Raw genomic sequence first — 18,113 nt, forward strand, 5'->3', positions numbered from 1 at the left:
CCCTAGGATTCCCCCTAACACCTCACCGGTCTCATTCGACAGGAACCCCATGAGCGACACTTCCTCCCCCTTCGGCTTCGAGCTCGTGCGGCGTGGTTACGACCGCGGTCAGGTGGATGACCGCATTACCAAGCTCGTCGCCGACCGTGACAGTGCTCTAGGACGAATCACCTCTCTGGAAAAGCGCATCGAGGAACTCCACCTCGAGACGCAGAACGCCCAGGCCCAGGTCACCGACGCCGAGCCGTCGTACGCCGGGCTCGGTGCGCGCGTCGAGAAGATCCTCCGCCTCGCCGAGGAGGAGGCGAAGGACCTGCGCGAGGAGGCCCGTCGCGCCGCCGAGCAGCACCGCGAGCTGGCCGAGTCGGCCGCCCAGCAGGTGCGCAACGACGCCGAGTCCTTCGCCGCGGAGCGCAAGTCCAAGGCCGAGGACGAGGGCGTTCGGATCGTCGAGAAGGCGCAGGGCGAGGCCAACTCGCTGCGTGCCGAGGCGCAGAAGGACGCGCAGTCCAAGCGCGAGGAGGCGGACGCCCTCTTCGAGGAGACCCGCGCCAAGGCCGCCCAGGCCGCCGCGGACTTCGAGACCAACCTGGCCAAGCGCCGGGAGCAGTCGGAGCGCGACCTGGCCTCGCGTCAGGCCAAGGCCGAGAAGCGTCTCGCCGAGATCGAGCACCGCGCCGAGCAGCTCCGCCTGGAGGCCGAGAAGCTGCGTACGGACGCGGAGCGCCGGGCCCGTCAGACGGTGGAGACCGCGCAGCGCCAGGCCGAGGACATCGTGGCCGACGCGAACGCCAAGGCCGACCGGATCCGTTCGGAATCGGAGCGCGAGCTGGCGGCGCTGACGAACCGCCGCGACTCGATCAACGCCCAGCTGACCAACGTCCGCGAGATGCTGGCCACGCTGACCGGTGCGGCTGTCGCGGCCGCCGGTTCCCCGATCGACGACGAGCCGGCCACCCGCGGTGTCCCGGCCCAGCAGACCCGCTGAGCGTCTTCCTGTAACGAGTGGGCGAAGCGCCGCAGAACCCTCCGTCATTCAGGTGGCGGAGGGTTTTTCGCGCCCTTAGGTTGTACGCATGATCGAGCTCGAGGCCCTGACGAAACGGTTCGGATCGAAGACGGCCGTCGACCATCTCTCCTTCCAGGTGCGCCCTGGCATGATCACCGGCTTCCTGGGGCCGAACGGCGCGGGCAAGTCGACGACCATGCGGATGATGCTCGATCTGGACAATCCGACCAGCGGCACGGTCCGGATCGACGGCAAGCACTACCGCGAGCTCCAGGAGCCGCTGAAGTACATCGGTGCGCTCCTCGACGCCAAGGCGATGCACGGCGGCCGCTCCGCGTACAACAATCTGCTCTGCCTCGCCCAGTCGAACCGCATTCCGCAGAGCCGGGTCGGCGAGGTCCTGGATCTGGTCGGTCTGACGTCGGTCGCGCGGAAGAAGTCGAAGGGCTTCTCGCTCGGCATGGGCCAGCGGCTCGGAATCGCCTCGGCGCTGCTCGGTGATCCCGAGATCCTGATGTTCGACGAGCCCGTCAATGGTCTGGACCCCGAGGGAATTCACTGGATCCGCAATCTGATGAAGGCGCTCGCCGCCGAGGGCCGGACGATCTTCGTTTCCAGTCATCTGATGAGTGAAATGGCCCTGACGGCCGATCATCTCATCGTGATCGGACAGGGAAAGCTGCTGGCCGACACGTCGATGGCGGATTTCATCCACCAGAATTCGCGGAGCTACGTACGGCTGCGCTCGCCGCAGCAGGAGCGGCTGCGGGACGTCCTGCACGAGAGCGGCTTCACGCCCGTCGAGTCGGGCAACGGGACGATGGAGGTGGACGGCGCCACGACGGAGAAGATCGGTGAGCTGGCGGCCGAGCACCGGCTCGTGCTGCACGAGCTGAGTTCGCAGCGCGCCTCCCTCGAAGAAGCGTTCATGCAGATGACCGCGGGTGCGGTGGAGTACCACGCGCACGGCACGGACGTACACGGGGCGGTCGCGCCCGGCCCCCAGTGGGGCGACACCACCAAGGGAGCCTGAGCGATGGCAGCGGTATCGGCGGTCCTCCAGTCGGAGTGGACCAAGATCCGGACGGTCTCGTCGACGGTCTGGACCCTGGCGAGCGCGCTCCTGGTGACGGTGGCGATGGGCGCGGCGCTGAGCGCGCTGCTGAAGTCGACCTTCTCCGATCTCTCGGAGGCCGAGCAGGCGACGTTCGACCCGACGTTCGTCAGCTTCTCCGGGATGGTCCTCGGCCAGCTGGCGATGGTGGTCTTCGGGGTGCTCGTGGTCGGCACGGAGTACAGCTCGGGCATGATCCGCACCTCGCTCGCGGCCGTCCCACAGCGGGCGACCTTCATCTTCTCCAAGATCGCGGTGGCCGGGGCGCTGGCCCTGGGCGTCGGCCTGGTGACCAGCTTCCTGTCGTTCTTCCTGGGGCAGGCCCTGCTCGGTGAGCACCGGACGACGCTCGGCGCGGACAACGTGCTGCGGGCGGTGGTCGGCGGCGGGCTCTACATGGGGCTGATCGCGATCTTCTCGATGGGTGTGGCGACGATGCTGCGCTCCTCGATGCTGTCGCTGGGCATCCTGGTGCCGTTCTTCTTCCTGGTCTCGCAGATCCTCTCGGCGGTGCCGAAGGCCAAGGAGGTCGCGCTGTACTTCCCCGACCAGGCCGGATCCAAGATCATGCAGGTCCTGCCGGACGCGCTGAACACCGAGGAGGCGCCGTACGGGCCCTGGGGCGGTCTAGGGATCATGCTCGCCTGGGTGGCGGCCGCGTTGCTGGGCGGCTACCTGGTGATGAAGAAGCGGGACGCCTAGCACGTTGGTCACGTTTTCGGCTTGGTCGGAACCGTCAACGCCTCGATAAGCTCCTACCTCACACGGGGGTCTGCGGCCAACGGCCACGGCCCCGACGACCTGACCTGTCGATGGGGCTGGAGAATGATCGAGGCAGTCGGCCTGACGAAGCGCTACGGCGCCAAGACGGCCGTGTACAACCTTTCCTTCCAGGTGCGGCCGGGTGTGGTGACCGGCTTCCTCGGCCCCAACGGCTCCGGCAAGTCGACGACGATGCGCATGATCCTCGGGCTCGACCGGCCGACCTCCGGACATGTCACCATCGGCGGCCACCCCTTCCGGCAGCTGCCGAACGCGCCCCGCCAGGTGGGCGCGCTGCTCGACGCCAAGGCCGTGCACGGGGGGCGGAGCGCCCGGAGCCATCTGCTTTCGCTCGCCCAGCTGGCCGGGATCCCGGCGCAGCGGGTGGACGAGGTCCTCGGGGTCGTCGGCCTCCAGGACGTCGCCAAGCGCCGCTCCAAGGGCTTCTCGCTGGGCATGGGGCAGCGGCTGGGGATCGCCGCGGCACTGCTCGGCGACCCGCAGGTGCTGCTCTTCGACGAGCCGGTCAACGGTCTCGACCCCGAGGGCATCCTCTGGGTCCGCAATCTGATGAAGAAGCTCGCCTCCGAAGGCCGGACCGTCTTCGTCTCCAGCCACCTCATGAGCGAGATGGCGCTGACCGCCGACCACCTGATCGTGATCGGCCGGGGCCAGCTGCTCTCGGACATGAGCATCAAGGACTTCATCTCGGCGAACTCCGCGGACTTCGCCCGGGTCCGCACCCCGCAGGGGGAGCCGCAGCACCGGGAGAAGCTGACGGCGACGCTGATCGAGGCCGGCGGCCAGGTGCTGTCCGAGCCGGACGGCGCGCTGCGGGTGACCGGTCTGCCGCTGCCCCGGATCAGCGATCTGGCGCACGGCGCGGACGTACGGCTCTGGGAGCTGTCCCCGCACCAGGCCTCGCTGGAGGAGGCGTACATGCGGATGACGCAGGGCGCCGTGGACTACCGCTCCACCGACGACCAGCTGGCGCACCTCCAGGCGCCCCGGCCGGCCCACCTCAAGGAGACGGCCGAGCCGGTCGTGCAGGACGTACCGCAGCAGGGCTGGTACGCCCCGCCGCCGCCCGGAGAGAACCCGTACGCGACGCAGAGCGAGCCCGCCAAGAACGCCGAGGACGCCCGATGACCGCCCCCGCCCCGAACTCGTACGCCGCTCCGAACTCGTACGCCTCCCCGACGAACTCGTACGTCTCCCCGATCCCGGTGCGCCGCGCGCACCTCGGGGACGCGCTCGCCTCGGAGTGGACCAAGATCCGTTCCGTGCGCTCCACGATGTGGACGCTCGGTGTGATGGTGCTGCTGATGCTGGTCATCGGTATCGGCGTCGCCGCGATCGTGTCCAGGTCCGACGTGCCCACCGAGGAGGAGTCGGCGCTCGCGCTCGGCTTCTTCGGTGTGCTCCTCGGCTCGATCTGTGTGATCACGCTCGGCGTGCTGACGATCGCCTCCGAGTACGGCACGGGCATGATCCGCACCACGCTGACCGCCTGCCCGACCCGTGCCCGGGTGCTGACGGCCAAGGCGCTCGTCTTCTTCCTGCTCGTCTTCACGATCACGACGATCACGGCGACGGTGGTGGCCATGGCGCAGGTGGCGATGGTGACCACCGCGGCCGAGCCCACCTCGGGCGAGTGGCTGCGGGCGACGGTCGGTATCGGCCTGTTCATGGCGCTGCTCGGGCTGGTCTCGCTGGCCATCGGCGCGATCATCCGGCACTCGGCGGGCGCGATCACGATCATGATCGGCATCCTGCTGCTGCCCCTGGTGGCGGCCATGTTCATGTTCTCGGAGTCGCTGGCGAAGGTGCAGGAGTGGCTGCTCGACTACGCCATCCCGAGCCAGCTGATCGCGCTGTACGCGGGCAAGTCGGCGCTGGGTGAGTCCGGGCCGTCGGGCTGGGACCCGGTGTGGATCATGGCGGTCATCGTGGCGGCGGCGATGGGCGGCGCGTACGCCCTGCTGAACAGCCGCGACGTCTGACGGATCGCGGGCGGGTCGGACATCCGATACCGGATCCGGGATACCGGATCACGGATATTGGATCTTGGATATCGGATATCGGATATCGGATCCAAGATCCTGGACATTGGATCCAGGATCCGGCCCGGCTCAGTACTTCGGCGCGTTACGGGACCGCTGCACCCGCGTGGTGCGGCGGTCCTTCGCGTTCCAGCAGGCCTTGTGCCAGTGGCGGCGGTCGTCCACTCCCCCGTACTCGGGCCAGGCCACCACGTGCGGTGCGCCGCCCGGGATCTCCTGGTCGCAGCCGGGGCAGCGGTAGCGCTTGCCCGGGGTGCTCGCGCCGGCCACGTGCCGGACGAACCACTCTTCGCCCTGCCAGGTCTCGCTTCGCTGTGATCCGCCGTACCGGTCGCCCGACTCACCCTGAGGATCGGGCTTCTCGCCGCCATGGGGGCGGTTGCGACGCGGGGACACCTGATCACCTCACGGGGCCGGGGGCACGGAACATTCCGTCCAGCCTACGGGCCGCGACGGAGTGACCTTTCCACCCGCCGGGCCGAGTTAGCGGAAAATCGCAACAACTTCATGCCAGGCCGTGCCTTTGGCACGTGTCAGACGTTGTTGCCAGTACGAGGGGGAGATCCGCGTCGGCCGCAAGGAGGCAGAAGCGATGCGCGTGGGTACGTTTGTTCTGGCCGCCCAGTTCCCGGGACAGGGTCAGGGCGAGGCGCTGCACCGGGCGGTGCGGACGGCCGAGGTCACCGAGGAGTCGGGGCTCGACTCCGTCTGGCTGGCCGAGCACCACTTCGTCCCGTACGGAGTCTGTCCGTCGGCCGTGACGCTGGCGGCGCTGCTCCTCGGCCGGACGCGCCGGATCCGGGTCGGTACGGCGGTGAGTGTGCTGCCGACGGTCCATCCGGTGGCCCTCGGCGAGCAGGCCGCCCTGCTCCATCTGACCTCCGGCGGCCGGTTCACGCTCGGCGTGGGCAGGGGCGGGCCGTGGGTCGACCTGGAGGTGTTCGGCGCGGGTCTCAAGGCGTACGAGCAGGGCTTCCCCGAATCGCTCGACCTGCTGCTGCGCTGGCTGTCCGAGCCCCGGGTCGCCGCCGAGGGAGAACGATTCGCCTTCCGCGAGGTGGCCGTCGTCCCGCGTCCCGGCGAGCTGATCGGCGGGGACGCGTCGCCCGAGGTGGTGGTCGCCTGCACCTCCCCCAAGAGCGTCGAGCTGGCCGCCCGGCGGGGGCTGCCGATGCTGCTCGGGATGCACTGCGGCGACACGGAGAAGGCCGAGATGGTGGCCGCGTGGGAACGTTTCTCCAGAGACGCGGGCCGCACCCCGGACGAGATCGCCCGGATCGGCGCCGGCCATGTGTCGGCGGGCGTCGCCCAGCTCGCGGACCGTGCCGGCGACGCGGCCGAGGCGCTCGTGAAGGCGATGCCGGGCTGGCTGAAGCAGGGGCTCGACGCGCATGTGACCGTGGACGGCCGGTACCGCTCGATGCGGGACCCCGTCGCGTACACGGAGCTGCTCTGCTCGCTGCACCCCGTGGGCACACCCCGGCTCGCGGCGGATCGGCTCGCGGCGACCTCGGAGCGTACGGGCATCACGCGCTTCGCGCTGCTCGCCGAGGGCACGGGCGATCTCGCGGCCACCGAGGAGAACGTACGGCGCCTGGGGGCCGAGGTGCTCCCCCAGCTGGTCTGAGTCCATGGAATCGGGTCGGGTGCGTGCTCGGAGGCTGGTGCGGATGCCGCCGCTCCGGCACCTCTCGCATCGTTCGCGTCTCCCGCGATGCGGAGCGGCGGCACCACCGTGCCTCAGCAGTCGCGCAGTTCCGGCGACTGGTTGAGCAGCTGACCCCGTACGGAAGTGAAGCGGGCGAGCCGCTCGTCGACCGCGGAGTCCAGCGGGAACACCGCGACGCGGTGGCAGTTCTGGAAGGCCAGACGCACCCCGAAGTGCCGCTGCAGCGCACCACGGATGGCATCACTCGCGAGTGCACGCAACAGCTGACCACGTGCCTGCTCGTTCGGCGGCGGCGTCTGGTTGTCGGCGAACTCGCCGCCGTCGACCTTCAGCTGAGCCACCAGAGAACTGATCATCTCCCATGCGTAGGGCAGGGAGGTCCGGACGCAGTCGACGAAGTCGGCTTCGTCGACCTCGCCTCGCTCGGCCTGTTCCAACAGCGCCGGTGAGACGTCGAGCGACATGGGTTCTCCTCTCGCGACCCCGACGGGCGGGGTCTTACGGGCAGGGATGAAGGACCCCCCTGTGCGCCACGCTGTGTGCACGGACGGCGACCTCCTGCTTCCACGGTAAGCGCGCAGTCCGGAGCGCACCAGGAGATTGGGAACACAACCGGCCAATAAGTGACCCTCGTCCAGCGGGCGTTAAGAGCCGAATCGCGCGGAAGAGCGTGTGTCTTGTAGCGTTGCCGACCATGCGTCTCGTCATCGCCCGCTGCTCCGTGGACTACGCCGGCCGGCTCACCGCCCACCTGCCCTCCGCTCCCCGTCTCATCCTGGTCAAGGCAGACGGCAGCGTCTCCATCCACGCGGACGACCGGGCGTACAAACCGCTCAACTGGATGTCGCCGCCGTGCACCCTCAAGGAAGGTGTCGACGGGGAGGCCGGCATCTGGACGGTGGTGAACAAAGCGGGCGAGAAACTGATCATCACGATGGAGGAGGTCCTCCACGACTCCTCGCACGAGCTCGGTGTGGACCCGGGGCTCATCAAGGACGGCGTGGAAGCGCACCTCCAGGAGCTGCTCGCCGACCGCATCGAGACCCTCGGCGAGGGCCACACGCTGATCCGCCGCGAGTACCCGACCGCGATCGGCCCGGTGGACATCCTCTGCCGGAACGCCGACGGGGCGACGATCGCGGTGGAGATCAAGCGGCGCGGTGAGATCGACGGCGTGGAGCAGCTGACCCGCTATCTGGAGCTGCTGAACCGGGACCCGCATCTCGCGCCGGTGAAGGGCGTCTTCGCCGCCCAGGAGATCAAGCCGCAGGCGCGGGTGCTCGCGACGGACCGCGGCATCGACTGCGTGGTGCTCGACTACGACGCGCTGCGCGGCATCGAGGACGACAAGCTGCGGCTGTTCTGACCTCTCCTCCTACGTGTACGGCCCCGGGCGCGCTGAGCGCCCGGGGCCGTCGTACGTTCCGCGCCGGTCAGGCGGGGTTGCCGGTCGGGGTGGTGTCGCCCGAGGCGGAGTTGCTGGCGGGCGGGGTCGTCTCCGTCGGCGTAGGCGGCGGCGTGGTCGTCGGCGGGGTCGTCGGTGGTGTGGTCGACGGCGTCGGCTTGGGCGAGGTCGTCGGCGGCTTCGTCGTCCGCGTCGGGGTCGTCGTCGGGCGCGGCGGAGGCGTAGTCGTCGGGGAGCCCGTCGTGTGCGCCGTCGTCGTCGGGGAGCCGGACGGCGTCGTGGTCGGGGTGCCCGAGGTGGTGGGCGTGCCCGAGCTCGGCGAGCCGGTCGGTGTGGGCGAGGCGCTGTCCGTGGGGCGGTCGGTCGCGCCCTCGGTCGGCTCGTCGGCGTCCAGGACGGCGTCGCCGGTGTCCTCGTCGGCCGTGCGGTCGGAGGTGACGCGGCCGGTGCCGGGGTCCCCGGCGTCGCCCGAGGTGGCCCCGATGGTCACGACCGTACCGAGGACGGCGGCGAGGAGTGCTCCCGTACCGACGGCGACGATGTTGCGGCGAGCCCCGGCGACGAGGCCGGCGGCGCCGCGCCCCCGCTTCGTACCGTTCCCGCTCCCGCTCGCGTGGGTGTCGGGGCGGGTGATGAGCGTCGGGCCCTCGTCGGCGAAGTCCGGGAAGGCGGGGATCGGCGCGGCCGTGGCGGCGGCGGGCCGGGAGAGCGGTACGACGGCCTTCGGGATCCCGCGCGGCGGGGAGACGGGCTCCTCGGGGCGGGCGCCGGCAGCCGGCTCGTCGTCGGCGTGCGGCGGCACGCCGGCGCGGTCGGAGACCAGGGCGAGCGCCCGGCGGCCGGCGACGGTGCCGCGCTTGTCGGCGAGGACGCCGCGCATGCCGATCGACGCCTCCAGTTCGGCGCGGGCCCGCTCCAGGTTGCCGGCGCAGAGCGCGAGGACACCCAACTCGTGGTGGAAGTACGCCTCTTCGGCGACCTCGCCGGCCAGCCGGGCGGCCTCCTGGCCGCCGCGCAGGACCCGCTCCCAGGCGCCCCAGTGGAGCCCGGCGGCGAAGGCGGGGGCGGCGCTGCGGGCAAGTTGGACGGCGGTGGCGGGGTGTTCGGGGCTCGTGCCGGGCACGATCGCGGCCAGCGCGGCGAGTACGGCGTCGGCCTCGGCGACCGCCCGGGCCGGGGTGACGGAGGGGTGCCCGGCCCACCAGGCGTAGTGCTGGGCGACGGTGTGGGCGCGGGCGGCTGTGTCCTCGTCGGCCCCGCCGTATCCGTGGGCGAGGAGCTGGGTGAGGATGCCGGCGGCGAGGCGGTAGCGGGTGCCGACCGGGGAGAGCAGCCCGCAGGCCATGAGCTCGCCGAGGGCGGCGTCCGCGTGGGTGTCGCCGACGAGTGCGGGCAGATGCGCCTGGTGCGGCACCTCGCCGCCGAGGGCGACGGCGAACCGCAGGGTTTCCTGCGCGGAGCGGCTGAGCCGGGAGGCGAGCAGGGCGGCGGGGGCGGCGCCGTCGCCGAGGCTCGGGAGCGGTATCTCGCGCAGTTCGACATCGGCGTGGTCGGGCTGGGGCGCGGGGACCGCGGCGTTCGGGCCGAAGGCGTCGTCGAGGGCGCCGAAGGCGTCGAACTCGGCGGGGACGGTGTCCTCCTGGGCGGCCGCCCCGAACGCGTCGAACTCGGCCGGGGTGACCCGGAGCCGGTCGCGCTGTCGGAGCAGGGCGCCGGCCTGGACGAAGCGGAGCGGCAGGCCCTCGGACTCGAACCAGAGGTCGCCCGCCCAGTTCGCCTCGTCGTCGGTGAGCGGCCGATCGACGGCGCGCTCCAGAAGGTCGAGGGAGGCGGCGCGGCCGAGTCCGGCGAGCGCGACCTCGTCGAGGTGGGCGTCGGCCGAGGGGGCCGGGACGTCGGTGGTGGCGGCGAGCAGGAAGGCGCACTCGGGCGCCGCGGTGAGCAGCTCGTCCAGGGTCGGGCCGCCGAACTCCAGGTCGTCCACGACGACGACGGCGCCGATGTCGCGGACCTGGGCGAGCAGGCCGGGGCGGTCGGGCCGGTGGTCGGGGGCGTGCTGGACGGTGGCGAGGAGTTCGTACAGCAGCTCGGTGGGGGTGCGGTGGTGCCCGGAGAGGCGGACCACGCCGTCGGGCGCGAGGCCGGTGCAGTCGGCGGCGACCGCGTCGAGGAGGGCCGTGCGGCCGGATCCGGCCGGGCCGGTGACGCGGACGGAGCGGCCGCGCGCGAGGAGCTGGACGAGCCGCTCGTGCTCCTCCTGCCGTTCGAGCAGCGGGAGCCGGGGAGCGGCGGGTCCTGGCGGTACGGGCGGGGCGGCCGCGCGGGCCGCCTCGGCGCGCTCCTGGGGCGTGCGGCGGCCCCGCGGCGCGGGCTGCTCTCCCCCGAAGCCTTCGGCAGCGGCGGGGCCGCCGGGCGGGCAGGCCTCGATCTCGCTGCCGTCGACGGCGTTGACGGTGAGCAGGAGGTCGCCCGAGACGACGCGGGCGGTGCGGACGCGGGCGGCGGCGGCCGGTACGAGGTCGGCGGTGGGGCCGCCGCGTCCGTCGCGGACGTCGTCGCCGTCGGTGTCGTGGCCGAGTTCTTCCGGCCCCCGGTTCATCGGGTCCATGGTCAAAGCCCCCAAAAGCGGTGTGTGCGGAAGCCCCTCCGGCCGATCTGCACGCTCGCTGTCGCTTCTGGTCCGGTGCCCGCCGGGTGGGTTCGTCAATGGGCGGGCGACCGAACCCTAGACCTTCCGCGGGATTCCCGGAACAGCCGGGGTGCCGACCCGACCAAGACGTCACGGTCCGTCGAGGATTGGGGCGGGACGCCGGTTTCGCACAGCAGCTTCACAACCGGGACGACCGGGATTCATACGGCGGGATCCATTCGGCTGGTTTCCTACCACCGGCCGGTCGGGCGCGTCAGGAGTGCCGCGACCGTACGTCCGGGTTCACACCCGGGGCAGCGACTCCAGCGCCAGACCGCCCTCGATGGCGAGGATCCGGTGCAGCCGGGTCGCCACGAGCAGCCGCTGCATCTGCGGCGGCACCCCGCGCAGCACGAGCCGCCGTCCGCAGCGGCCCGCGCGCCGGTGTGCGCCCATGATGACCCCGAGCCCGGTGGCGTCCCAGGAGTCGAGACCGGTCAGGTCGAGCACGAGGTCGCCGACTCCGTCGTCGACGGCCGAGTGCAGGACCGTACGGGCGTCCGCCGCGCTCCGGACGTCGAGGCGGCCCCCGACGACCAGCTCGACATGGTCGCCCCTGATGTGCATATACGCTCCCCGGGAGTGCTCCGTCTTTTCAACAACTGACTGCCGTTGGCGCAGAAGCGTTGCGCCTTGTAAGCGAACTGATACCGAATTCACCCGGTGGGGTGATGGCCGAACGGCCGTCCGGAGTCAGTGCTTGTAGAAGCCCTGCCCGCTCTTGCGGCCGATGTCACCGGCGTCCACCATCCGGCGCATCAGCTCCGGCGGCGCGAACTTCTCGTCCTGGGACTCGGTGTAGATGTTGGAGGTGGCGTTCACCAGGATGTCGATGCCGGTGAGGTCGGCGGTGGCGAGCGGGCCCATGGCGTGGCCGAAGCCCAACTTGCAGGCCACGTCGATGTCCTCGGCGGTGGCGACGCCCGACTCGTAGAGCTTGGCGGCCTCGACGACCAGCGCGGAGATGAGCCGGGTGGTGACGAAGCCGGCCACGTCGCGGTTGACGACGATGCAGGTCTTGCCGACCGACTCGGCGAACTCCCGCGCGGCAGCGAGGGTGGCGTCGCTGGTCTTGTAGCCGCGGACGAGCTCGCAGAGCTGCATCATCGGGACCGGCGAGAAGAAGTGGGCGCCGACGACCGCCTCGGGGCGCTCCGTCACCGCGGCGATCTTGGTGATCGGGATGGCGGAGGTGTTGGAGGCGAGGACCGCGCCGTCCTTGGCGATCTTGTCGAGCGAGCGGAAGATCTCGTGCTTGACCTCCAGCTTCTCGAAGACCGCCTCGACCACGACGTCCGCGTCGGCGACCGCGTCGAGTTCGGTGGTGGCGGTGATCCGGCCGAGGGCGGCCTCGGCGTCGGCCGCGGCCAGCTTGCCCTTGGCGACGAAGCGGTCGTACGACGCCTTGATGCCGTCGGTGCCGCGGGTCAGTGCCGCGTCGGTGACGTCCCGCAGGACGACGTCCCAGCCCGCCTGGGCCGAGACCTGCGCGATGCCCGAACCCATGAGTCCGGCTCCGATGACGGCGAGCTTCCTGGCCACGTCTTCCACCCCTTAACGCCTGTTCACTACTGGCTCCTCGGCGGAGATTAGCGGTCGGGGAGCGCGAAGTGACCGTGAAGTAACGCGCGTCACGCCCGGTTTGACGGACGTCACACTGACGCCACCTCTTACCGACCTCTCGGAGTACGGGGCCGTATCCACGCGTGACCGACAGGGGGGCGTGATCCGGGCCACCCGCACCGACAGAAGGGGGCAGACACCTCGGTCCGGTAGTGCTGTACTGGAAGGACCCGCTGAGAGGGGGCGACATGTGCCCCTCCCCTTCACCCGATCCTGATGCCTGGCGCCGTCAGCCCCGGCAGGCACCCCCTCGGCGGCTCCGCCGCCCGAAGCATCCCTGGGTCGCGGCCGTACTTCTCTCGATTGCCGTTCTCCTCGGCCTTGGAGGGCTTGCAGCACTCCTGGGAGAAGACAACGAACCTGCCTCCCAGTCGCCACCGGCCGCCGTGGACACGACGGAGCCCCCGGCTGAACCCGAGCCCCCGGCCACGCCCACCACCGAGTCCCCCGCAGCGCCCACGACCGAGCCCCCGGCAAAGCCTCCCGCGGAGCGGACCGAACCCGCCCAGCCGACCGCACCCGCGCCCCGCGTCGTGGTCGTGACGCGGGTGATCGACGGCGACACGATCGAAGTACGTGGGGACGGCACGATCATCCCCGCCGGGACAACGGCCAGGGTTCGCCTGGTGGAGATCGACGCTCCGGAGAAGGGCGCCTGCTTCAGCAACGAGGCCACCGGGCAGACCCGGACACTGCTGCCCCCGGGGAGCAGCGTCCGGGTGGAGCGTGACGACGAGCTCAGGGACCAGTACCGCCGCTACCTGCTCTACGTCTGGAACGACGACGGCCTCTTCGTCAATGAGGCTCTGGTCCGCAGCGGGCACGCCAAGAGCGTGCTGTACCAGCCCAACGACAAATACTGGCCCAGGATCTCCGAGGCACAGCGTGATGCCAGAAACGACGGCGCCGGCCTGTGGTCTGCCTGCGACGCCACCCCTACACCTCGGCAAACGCCGGCACCCCCGCCCCCGCAGCCGGACAGCCCGCCCACGGGGCTGCCGCCAGGCCCCCCGGCAGGCATCCCCGATGTGGACTGCTCGGATCTCTCCGGTCCCGTCTGGGTCGGGTCCAGCGATCCGCATCGCCTCGACCGCGACGGCGACGGCATTGGCTGCGAAGCGTCCTGACCCCTGCTCGACGGACGGCGTCCAGGACAAGCGGCATCGCCACGGTGACGCGGAGGGCCGTCCAGGCGCAGGACGCCAGGCGGCGGAGCGCGCCGGCGGGACAACAGGAGCTGCCCCCCGAGTAGGGGCGGGCTAGGGGCGTCGCCTGTTCGCGGGCGTACGGGGATCACCGGAAGGGGATTCGTTCAGCCCGAGGAGCGCCCCCTCTACGTCTAGCCGCAATGCCGTTGATTTGCGGCGGTTGGATCACGATGGCCTTGTGCGGAGGCCGGGTCGGCTGGGACCAGTGGCGGTGGTGGCTGGTCCTGGCCCGGTAGCTGGACATCTTGCGTTTGACGACGCTGGGCTGGCTGCGTGGTCGTCTTGGAGGCAGGAGCCGTTCGAGGGCCTCGGTGCGGAAGTGCTGCCAGGCCCGTTCCAGCAGGTCAGGGGAGAAAATGTGCCGGGGGTGCAGGTGACGTGCGGCGGGCTGCCCGCAGGGCGGTGGTGAAGGACAGCCGGTCGCTGTCGACCGACGGTGCGGCGTCTGCCGCGGCCTGGGCCATCAGCGCGCGTAAGGCATGGTGGACCAGCAGGTCGGCGTATATCTCCTGGCGGATGCCGTCGGGGGTCTTGCTGGCCAGGACCACGCTCTTCGCGCCGCGCTGGTGGGTCTTGAGCTCGTCGAGGACGGTCTCGCGCTCCCACCGCTGGGGGTAGAGGGCGGCGAGTTCGGCGGCGGGGGCCCGGCCGGGGTCCAGGACAGTGGTGATCAGCCAGTAGTCGTCCCCACCGGGCCGGCCGGGGTCGTCCAGCCGGTAGCGGATCACCCGGACCACCACCGGCCCCAGCCCGTTCTTCTTGTCGTCGTCGGCCAGGAGCCGTCCGGCAGCATCCGGTCCACCGGCAGGCGCCGGTTGGCCTTGACCCTCAGACACACGTCGGCGCCGGTGGCCGTCCATGCGCGGACCAGGCGGGTGGAGGCGAAATCACGGTCCCCCAGGACGAGCATGCCCGGCGTGAGCGAGCGGTCCAGGCCCTCGGCCAGGCGGACCTCCGCGTCGTGCCAGCCGCCGAGTGCGGCGTCGATGACGGCATGGGTGCCGCACTCCACCAGAGCGACGACGTGGGCCTGCGGATAGCCACCGACGCCCTCGCCCCGGCCGCTGCCGGGACGGCCGAACGCATCCGCGTTGGCCTGGCTGTCGGCGACATCCAGCCGGTACCGTCGATGGCCATCAGCCGCCATCCCCGCCAGAACGCTCCCGGCGTGGCCGGCGTGGCCAGCGCGCGGGCGCACCGGGTGAACAGGGCGGCCATCGGCTCGGCCCCCAGCCTCCCGCGTCCAGCCGGCCAACGCCATCGCACAGCGGGTCGCCTCGGGCGCACTCGCCCCCGATCGCCCCATCCCCTCCGAGGCGCATTGCTGAGGAGTACGGCGTCGTCCCACTCCCGCCGGGTCGCGCAGGGACTGCGCGAGCGGACTGGTCGTGACGGTGCGGGGCAAGGGCTCCTACGTCATCCCGCCCATGGACGCGTCAGGCAAGGCGTAACCGGGCTTCGGTTGGGCACCCCGCAACCCGATCTCCGCCCAGACGGTCTTGCCGCTCGGCGGATACGGCTCCGCACCCCAGCGGTCGGCGAGGGCTGCGACCAGGAGAAGTCCGCGGCCCGACTCGCCGTCCGGCCGGGATGCTTCGGAGTCCGTCCGTACGACGGGGAGCCGTTCGCCGCGAGCATCCGTGACCGCGAGACGGAGGGCCCCGGTCACGGGAGTGAAGGAGACGGCGACCTGGAAGTCGCGGCCCTGGACGCGGCCGTGCAGGATGGCGTTGGCGGCGAGTTCGGCGACGATCTGCTCCGTCCGTTCGGCCACACCGGGTGACACCTCCCAGGCCGTCAGCCGCTCCGCGACGAGCAGGCGGGCCAGGCGGGCCCCGCGACGGGTGGAGGACAGCCGCTGGGTGAACGCGCGTACGGCGGTGAGCTGGTGGGGCGTGGTCGTGTGCATGGGGCCACCGTGACGGGCGCGCGGGGGCGCGTTCCAGGGGTGAGGCCCGTACGGTGCGTCAGCGTACGGGCACATTCGGTGGACGGTACGGGGTCGTACGCGTCACGCTGAGTGCTGTCGACCGTGGGAGCAGCGGTCGGCGTAGTACGCGTCGGGAGGTGGCCGCGTATGGCGGATGACATGAAGGTCCATGCGGACGGGGTGGCGGGCGAGGCGGACGCACCGGAGGCGGTGCCCGAGCAGGAACGGGAACCCGATCCCTCGGACAGTCTGCGGACCTTCGGGGCCGTCGTCCAGGCACTGCGGGAGCACGCGGGGCTCAGCAGGGCCGACCTCGGGGATCTGGTCGGTTTCTCCAAGCACACCGTGGAGTCGGTGGAGTTGGGGCGGCGGATGCCGGACGAGGTGTTCGTCGACCGGGCGGACCCGGCCCTGGGGAACACGGGGGCGCTGCGGAGGTCGGCCCCGTTCCTCTCCAGGGCCGAGGCGGGTCTGGCGGTCTGGTTCCGGCGATGGGCACGCCTGGAGAAGGTGGCGGTGAGCCTGTGTACGTACGAGTGCCGGCTGGTGCCGGGGCTGTTGCAGTCGGAGGCGTACGCGAGGGCGGTGTTCGACAACAGCATCCCGCTGCTGACAGAGCGGCAGTTGGAGACCCAGCTCGCCGCGCGGCTGAAGCGGCAGAAGATGCTCTACGAGCGGCCGACGGTCCCCTTCGGCTTCATCGTGGAGGAGCACGTCTTCCGGCGCAGGCTGGGCGGCGCGGAGGTGCAGCGGAGCATGCTGGACCTGGTGCTGGAGCTGAGCACCCCGCGCAACGTGACGCTTCAAGTGGTGCCGATGGAGGCCGAGTTCCACGGGTGCCTGGACGGGCCGGTGCGGCTCCTTGAGACCCCAGACCGGAGGCGGCTCGGATACTCCGAGGGGCAGCAGAACGGACGGTTGATCTCCGACCCGAAAGAGGTGAGCCTCCTCCACCAACGCTATGACACACTGCGCTCACAGGCCCTGAACCCCAAGGAGTCGCGGGGCCTGCTGGAGCGACTGCGAGGAGAGCTATGAGCACGACCGAACTCGCCTGGTTCAAGTCCAGCTACAGCGGAACCCAGGGCGACGACTGCGTGGAGGTGGCCGTCACCGCGCAGGCCGTCCACGTCCGGGACTCCAAGGACGTGGAGCGCCTGCCCTTCGCGGTCGGGCGCGAGGGCTGGTCCCGGTTCCTGTCCTTCGCGGCGGACGCCTGAGCGGTACACGTACGCGGGTCGGCGGCGGTGCGGCGATGACGTCCGCCGCCGACGGCATCGGCCGCCCCCGGAGAGCATGACGACGGCTACGCCTGTGTGCCTGTGTGGCTGTACGCCTCGAAAAGAAGCGCATGCTCGCGCTTCACCGCCTGACGACGCTCGCCGTGACGGTGGGCACACGGTCGTTCCTGAAGGCCGGTGCGTAGCTACGCTGGACCCATGGTCAATCTGACGCGCATCTACACCCGTACCGGCGACCAGGGCACCACCTCGCTGGGCGACATGAGCCGGACCGCCAAGACCGATCTGCGGATCTCGGCGTACGCCGACACGAACGAGGCCAACGCCGTCATCGGTACGGCCATCGCCCTCGGGCAGCTCGACGAGGAGGTCGTGTCGGTCCTCGTCCGGGTCCAGAACGACCTGTTCGACGTGGGCGCCGACCTCTCCACCCCCGTCGTCGAGGACCCGAAGTACCCGCCGCTGCGGGTCGAGCAGAACTACGTCGACAAGCTGGAGGCGGACTGCGACCGCTTCCTGGAGGAGCTGGAGAAGCTGCGCTCCTTCATCCTGCCCGGCGGCACGCCCGGTGCGGCCCTGCTGCACCAGGCGTGCACGGTGGTCCGTCGTGCGGAGCGCTCCACGTGGGCGGCCCTGGAGGTCCACGGCGAGACCATGAACCCGCTGACGGCGACGTACCTCAACCGGCTATCGGATCTGCTCTTCATCCTTGCGCGGTCGGCGAACAAGGACGTCGGCGACGTGCTCTGGGTTCCGGGCGGCGAGCGCTGAGTCCTTGCCCTCGCCCTCCGGGGCCTTCTTCGGCCAGATCGTGTAGCTGAGCGCGATCAGGCCGTGGATGCCGACGCCCCGCCAGGCGATGTAGATCCAGCTCCGCAGCGAGTCGGTGTTCCCGTCGTCGCCGACGTACCAGGTCGCGAGGAGCAGCAGCCCGGAGGCCACGGCCGCCGCCGTCACCGAGCCCAGCCAGACCGTGCCCTCGTGGCGGGCGCGCGCCATGCCGTAGCGCGGCGGCTTCACCGGCGGCGGCCCGCCGCCGAGGCGGTGGGCGGCGTGGCCGTCGAGCCACTTCACGGTGCGGTGACCGTGGCCGACGGTGTAGCCGATGTACACCGCGGCGAGCCCGTGCCGCCAGCTCGGTTCGGCGCCGTTCTTGAGGTCGATGGCGCTGACGACGAGCAGCAGGACCTCCAGGAGCGGCTCGCAGAGCAGCAGGGCGAGGCCCGCCCTGGGCATCTTCAGCAGATAGCGGGTGGCGAGACCGGCGGCCAGCAACACCCAGAAGCCGACTTCGCAGATCACGATCAGGGTGACGATCACGGCGGTACTCCCTTTCGTACGTCCCTCTCAGCGTCGCGCGGGGCCGGGCGCGGATCGTCGTCGCCAGTGACGAAGTACGA

Annotated in this window: 20 protein-coding genes; 11 read left to right on the forward strand and 9 right to left on the reverse strand. The window is 71.0% G+C overall.

The window, feature by feature from the left end; translation table 11 throughout:
• Positions 1-49 precede the first annotated feature (49 nt).
• From Q5762_RS15960 to Q5762_RS15980, 5 genes are all read left to right on the forward strand, one after another.
• Positions 50-988 (forward strand): cellulose-binding protein, encoded by a 939-nt coding sequence (locus Q5762_RS15960; RefSeq protein WP_315892756.1) that lies wholly within the window; start codon positions 50-52, stop codon positions 986-988.
• A gap of 88 nt (positions 989-1,076) precedes the next feature.
• Complete coding sequence (locus Q5762_RS15965; protein ID WP_315892757.1) at positions 1,077-2,042, forward strand: ATP-binding cassette domain-containing protein; 966 nt, start codon at positions 1,077-1,079, stop codon at positions 2,040-2,042.
• Positions 2,043-2,045: 3 nt separating this feature from the next.
• Entirely contained in the window at positions 2,046-2,825 is a 780-nt protein-coding gene (locus Q5762_RS15970) for an ABC transporter permease (protein WP_315892758.1), read from the forward strand.
• Between the two features lie 123 nt (positions 2,826-2,948).
• Positions 2,949-4,034: an ABC transporter ATP-binding protein gene (locus Q5762_RS15975; RefSeq protein ID WP_315892759.1), complete on the forward strand. Its 1,086-nt coding sequence runs from the start codon at positions 2,949-2,951 to the stop codon at positions 4,032-4,034.
• Complete coding sequence (locus Q5762_RS15980; RefSeq protein ID WP_315892760.1) at positions 4,031-4,888, forward strand: ABC transporter permease; 858 nt, start codon at positions 4,031-4,033, stop codon at positions 4,886-4,888. Before Q5762_RS15975 ends, Q5762_RS15980 begins: the two co-directional genes overlap by 4 nt.
• Before the next feature lie 129 nt (positions 4,889-5,017).
• Here the strand turns inward: Q5762_RS15980 and Q5762_RS15985 are convergent, their stop codons facing one another.
• Entirely contained in the window at positions 5,018-5,344 is a 327-nt protein-coding gene (locus tag Q5762_RS15985) for an ATP/GTP-binding protein (protein ID WP_315892761.1), read from the reverse strand.
• A 196-nt stretch (positions 5,345-5,540) separates the two neighbouring features.
• On the opposite strand from Q5762_RS15985, the gene Q5762_RS15990 reads away from it, so the two are divergent.
• Entirely contained in the window at positions 5,541-6,575 is a 1,035-nt protein-coding gene (locus Q5762_RS15990; protein WP_315892762.1) for an LLM class flavin-dependent oxidoreductase, read from the forward strand.
• A gap of 113 nt (positions 6,576-6,688) precedes the next feature.
• Here Q5762_RS15990 and Q5762_RS15995 read toward each other — a convergent pair whose 3' ends face one another.
• Positions 6,689-7,081: an SCO5389 family protein gene (locus Q5762_RS15995; RefSeq protein ID WP_315892763.1), complete on the reverse strand. Its 393-nt coding sequence runs from the start codon at positions 7,079-7,081 to the stop codon at positions 6,689-6,691.
• Between the two features lie 230 nt (positions 7,082-7,311).
• Between Q5762_RS15995 and nucS the strand changes: the two genes are divergently transcribed.
• Positions 7,312-7,983 carry an endonuclease NucS gene (nucS, locus tag Q5762_RS16000; RefSeq protein ID WP_315892764.1) on the forward strand — a complete coding sequence of 224 codons (672 nt, stop codon included), beginning with the start codon at positions 7,312-7,314 and terminating at the stop codon, positions 7,981-7,983.
• A 67-nt stretch (positions 7,984-8,050) separates the two neighbouring features.
• On the opposite strand, the gene Q5762_RS16005 is transcribed toward nucS, so the two are convergent.
• The 3 genes from Q5762_RS16005 to Q5762_RS16015 all read right to left on the reverse strand — a co-directional run bounded on the left by Q5762_RS16005 (position 8,051) and on the right by Q5762_RS16015 (position 12,253).
• A complete protein-coding gene (locus Q5762_RS16005; protein ID WP_315892765.1) occupies positions 8,051-10,630 on the reverse strand; it encodes an ATP-binding protein in 2,580 nt (859 codons plus the stop codon).
• A gap of 324 nt (positions 10,631-10,954) precedes the next feature.
• On the reverse strand, positions 10,955-11,278 hold the full coding sequence (locus tag Q5762_RS16010) for an STAS domain-containing protein (RefSeq protein ID WP_030210572.1): 324 nt from the start codon (positions 11,276-11,278) through the stop codon (positions 10,955-10,957).
• Positions 11,279-11,404: 126 nt separating this feature from the next.
• Positions 11,405-12,253, reverse strand: a complete 849-nt coding sequence (locus Q5762_RS16015) for a 3-hydroxyacyl-CoA dehydrogenase family protein (RefSeq protein WP_315892766.1) — start codon at positions 12,251-12,253, stop codon at positions 11,405-11,407.
• A gap of 620 nt (positions 12,254-12,873) precedes the next feature.
• Here Q5762_RS16015 and Q5762_RS16020 point away from each other — a divergent pair.
• Positions 12,874-13,461, forward strand: a complete 588-nt coding sequence (locus Q5762_RS16020) for a thermonuclease family protein (protein ID WP_315892767.1) — start codon at positions 12,874-12,876, stop codon at positions 13,459-13,461.
• Between the two features lie 425 nt (positions 13,462-13,886).
• Here the strand turns inward: Q5762_RS16020 and Q5762_RS16025 are convergent, their stop codons facing one another.
• From Q5762_RS16025 to Q5762_RS16035, 3 genes are all read right to left on the reverse strand, one after another.
• A complete protein-coding gene (locus Q5762_RS16025) occupies positions 13,887-14,270 on the reverse strand; it encodes a hypothetical protein (protein WP_315892768.1) in 384 nt (127 codons plus the stop codon).
• Positions 14,267-14,689, reverse strand: coding sequence for a transposase (locus Q5762_RS16030; RefSeq protein WP_315892769.1), 423 nt, complete (start codon positions 14,687-14,689; stop codon positions 14,267-14,269). The genes Q5762_RS16025 and Q5762_RS16030 overlap by 4 nt, the downstream gene beginning before the upstream one ends.
• 264 nt (positions 14,690-14,953) lie before the next feature.
• On the reverse strand, positions 14,954-15,451 hold the full coding sequence (locus Q5762_RS16035; RefSeq protein ID WP_315892770.1) for an ATP-binding protein: 498 nt from the start codon (positions 15,449-15,451) through the stop codon (positions 14,954-14,956).
• 180 nt (positions 15,452-15,631) lie between these two features.
• On the opposite strand from Q5762_RS16035, the gene Q5762_RS16040 reads away from it, so the two are divergent.
• From Q5762_RS16040 to Q5762_RS16050, 3 genes are all read left to right on the forward strand, one after another.
• A complete protein-coding gene (locus tag Q5762_RS16040) occupies positions 15,632-16,510 on the forward strand; it encodes a helix-turn-helix transcriptional regulator (protein ID WP_315892837.1) in 879 nt (292 codons plus the stop codon).
• Positions 16,507-16,692, forward strand: coding sequence for a DUF397 domain-containing protein (locus Q5762_RS16045; protein WP_315892771.1), 186 nt, complete (start codon positions 16,507-16,509; stop codon positions 16,690-16,692). The genes Q5762_RS16040 and Q5762_RS16045 overlap by 4 nt, the downstream gene beginning before the upstream one ends.
• A gap of 219 nt (positions 16,693-16,911) precedes the next feature.
• Positions 16,912-17,484 (forward strand): cob(I)yrinic acid a,c-diamide adenosyltransferase, encoded by a 573-nt coding sequence (locus Q5762_RS16050; protein WP_315892772.1) that lies wholly within the window; start codon positions 16,912-16,914, stop codon positions 17,482-17,484.
• Here Q5762_RS16050 and Q5762_RS16055 read toward each other — a convergent pair.
• Entirely contained in the window at positions 17,401-18,033 is a 633-nt protein-coding gene (locus Q5762_RS16055; protein ID WP_315892773.1) for a hypothetical protein, read from the reverse strand. The genes Q5762_RS16050 and Q5762_RS16055 overlap by 84 nt on opposite strands.
• Between the last annotated feature and the right edge of the window lie 80 nt (positions 18,034-18,113).

Source organism: Streptomyces sp. P9(2023) (genome assembly GCF_032436795.1).
Classification (GTDB): domain Bacteria; phylum Actinomycetota; class Actinomycetes; order Streptomycetales; family Streptomycetaceae; genus Streptomyces.

What these genes read in the sequence shown, in the direction of transcription:
- Q5762_RS16010 (WP_030210572.1), bottom strand. Translation starts at nt 11,278, where the DNA reads ATGCACATCAGGGGCGACCATGTCGAGCTGGTCGTCGGGGGCCGCCTC.
- Q5762_RS15980 (WP_315892760.1), top strand. Translation starts at nt 4,031, where the DNA reads ATGACCGCCCCCGCCCCGAACTCGTACGCCGCTCCGAACTCGTACGCC.
- Q5762_RS16005 (WP_315892765.1), bottom strand. Translation starts at nt 10,630, where the DNA reads ATGGACCCGATGAACCGGGGGCCGGAAGAACTCGGCCACGACACCGAC.
- Q5762_RS16035 (WP_315892770.1), bottom strand. Translation starts at nt 15,451, where the DNA reads ATGCACACGACCACGCCCCACCAGCTCACCGCCGTACGCGCGTTCACC.
- Q5762_RS16030 (WP_315892769.1), bottom strand. Translation starts at nt 14,689, where the DNA reads ATGGCGGCTGATGGCCATCGACGGTACCGGCTGGATGTCGCCGACAGC.
- Q5762_RS15990 (WP_315892762.1), top strand. Translation starts at nt 5,541, where the DNA reads ATGCGCGTGGGTACGTTTGTTCTGGCCGCCCAGTTCCCGGGACAGGGT.
- Q5762_RS16040 (WP_315892837.1), top strand. Translation starts at nt 15,632, where the DNA reads ATGAAGGTCCATGCGGACGGGGTGGCGGGCGAGGCGGACGCACCGGAG.
- Q5762_RS15970 (WP_315892758.1), top strand. Translation starts at nt 2,046, where the DNA reads ATGGCAGCGGTATCGGCGGTCCTCCAGTCGGAGTGGACCAAGATCCGG.
- nucS (WP_315892764.1), top strand. Translation starts at nt 7,312, where the DNA reads ATGCGTCTCGTCATCGCCCGCTGCTCCGTGGACTACGCCGGCCGGCTC.
- Q5762_RS16050 (WP_315892772.1), top strand. Translation starts at nt 16,912, where the DNA reads ATGGTCAATCTGACGCGCATCTACACCCGTACCGGCGACCAGGGCACC.
- Q5762_RS15960 (WP_315892756.1), top strand. Translation starts at nt 50, where the DNA reads ATGAGCGACACTTCCTCCCCCTTCGGCTTCGAGCTCGTGCGGCGTGGT.
- Q5762_RS15995 (WP_315892763.1), bottom strand. Translation starts at nt 7,081, where the DNA reads ATGTCGCTCGACGTCTCACCGGCGCTGTTGGAACAGGCCGAGCGAGGC.
- Q5762_RS15975 (WP_315892759.1), top strand. Translation starts at nt 2,949, where the DNA reads ATGATCGAGGCAGTCGGCCTGACGAAGCGCTACGGCGCCAAGACGGCC.
- Q5762_RS15965 (WP_315892757.1), top strand. Translation starts at nt 1,077, where the DNA reads ATGATCGAGCTCGAGGCCCTGACGAAACGGTTCGGATCGAAGACGGCC.
- Q5762_RS16045 (WP_315892771.1), top strand. Translation starts at nt 16,507, where the DNA reads ATGAGCACGACCGAACTCGCCTGGTTCAAGTCCAGCTACAGCGGAACC.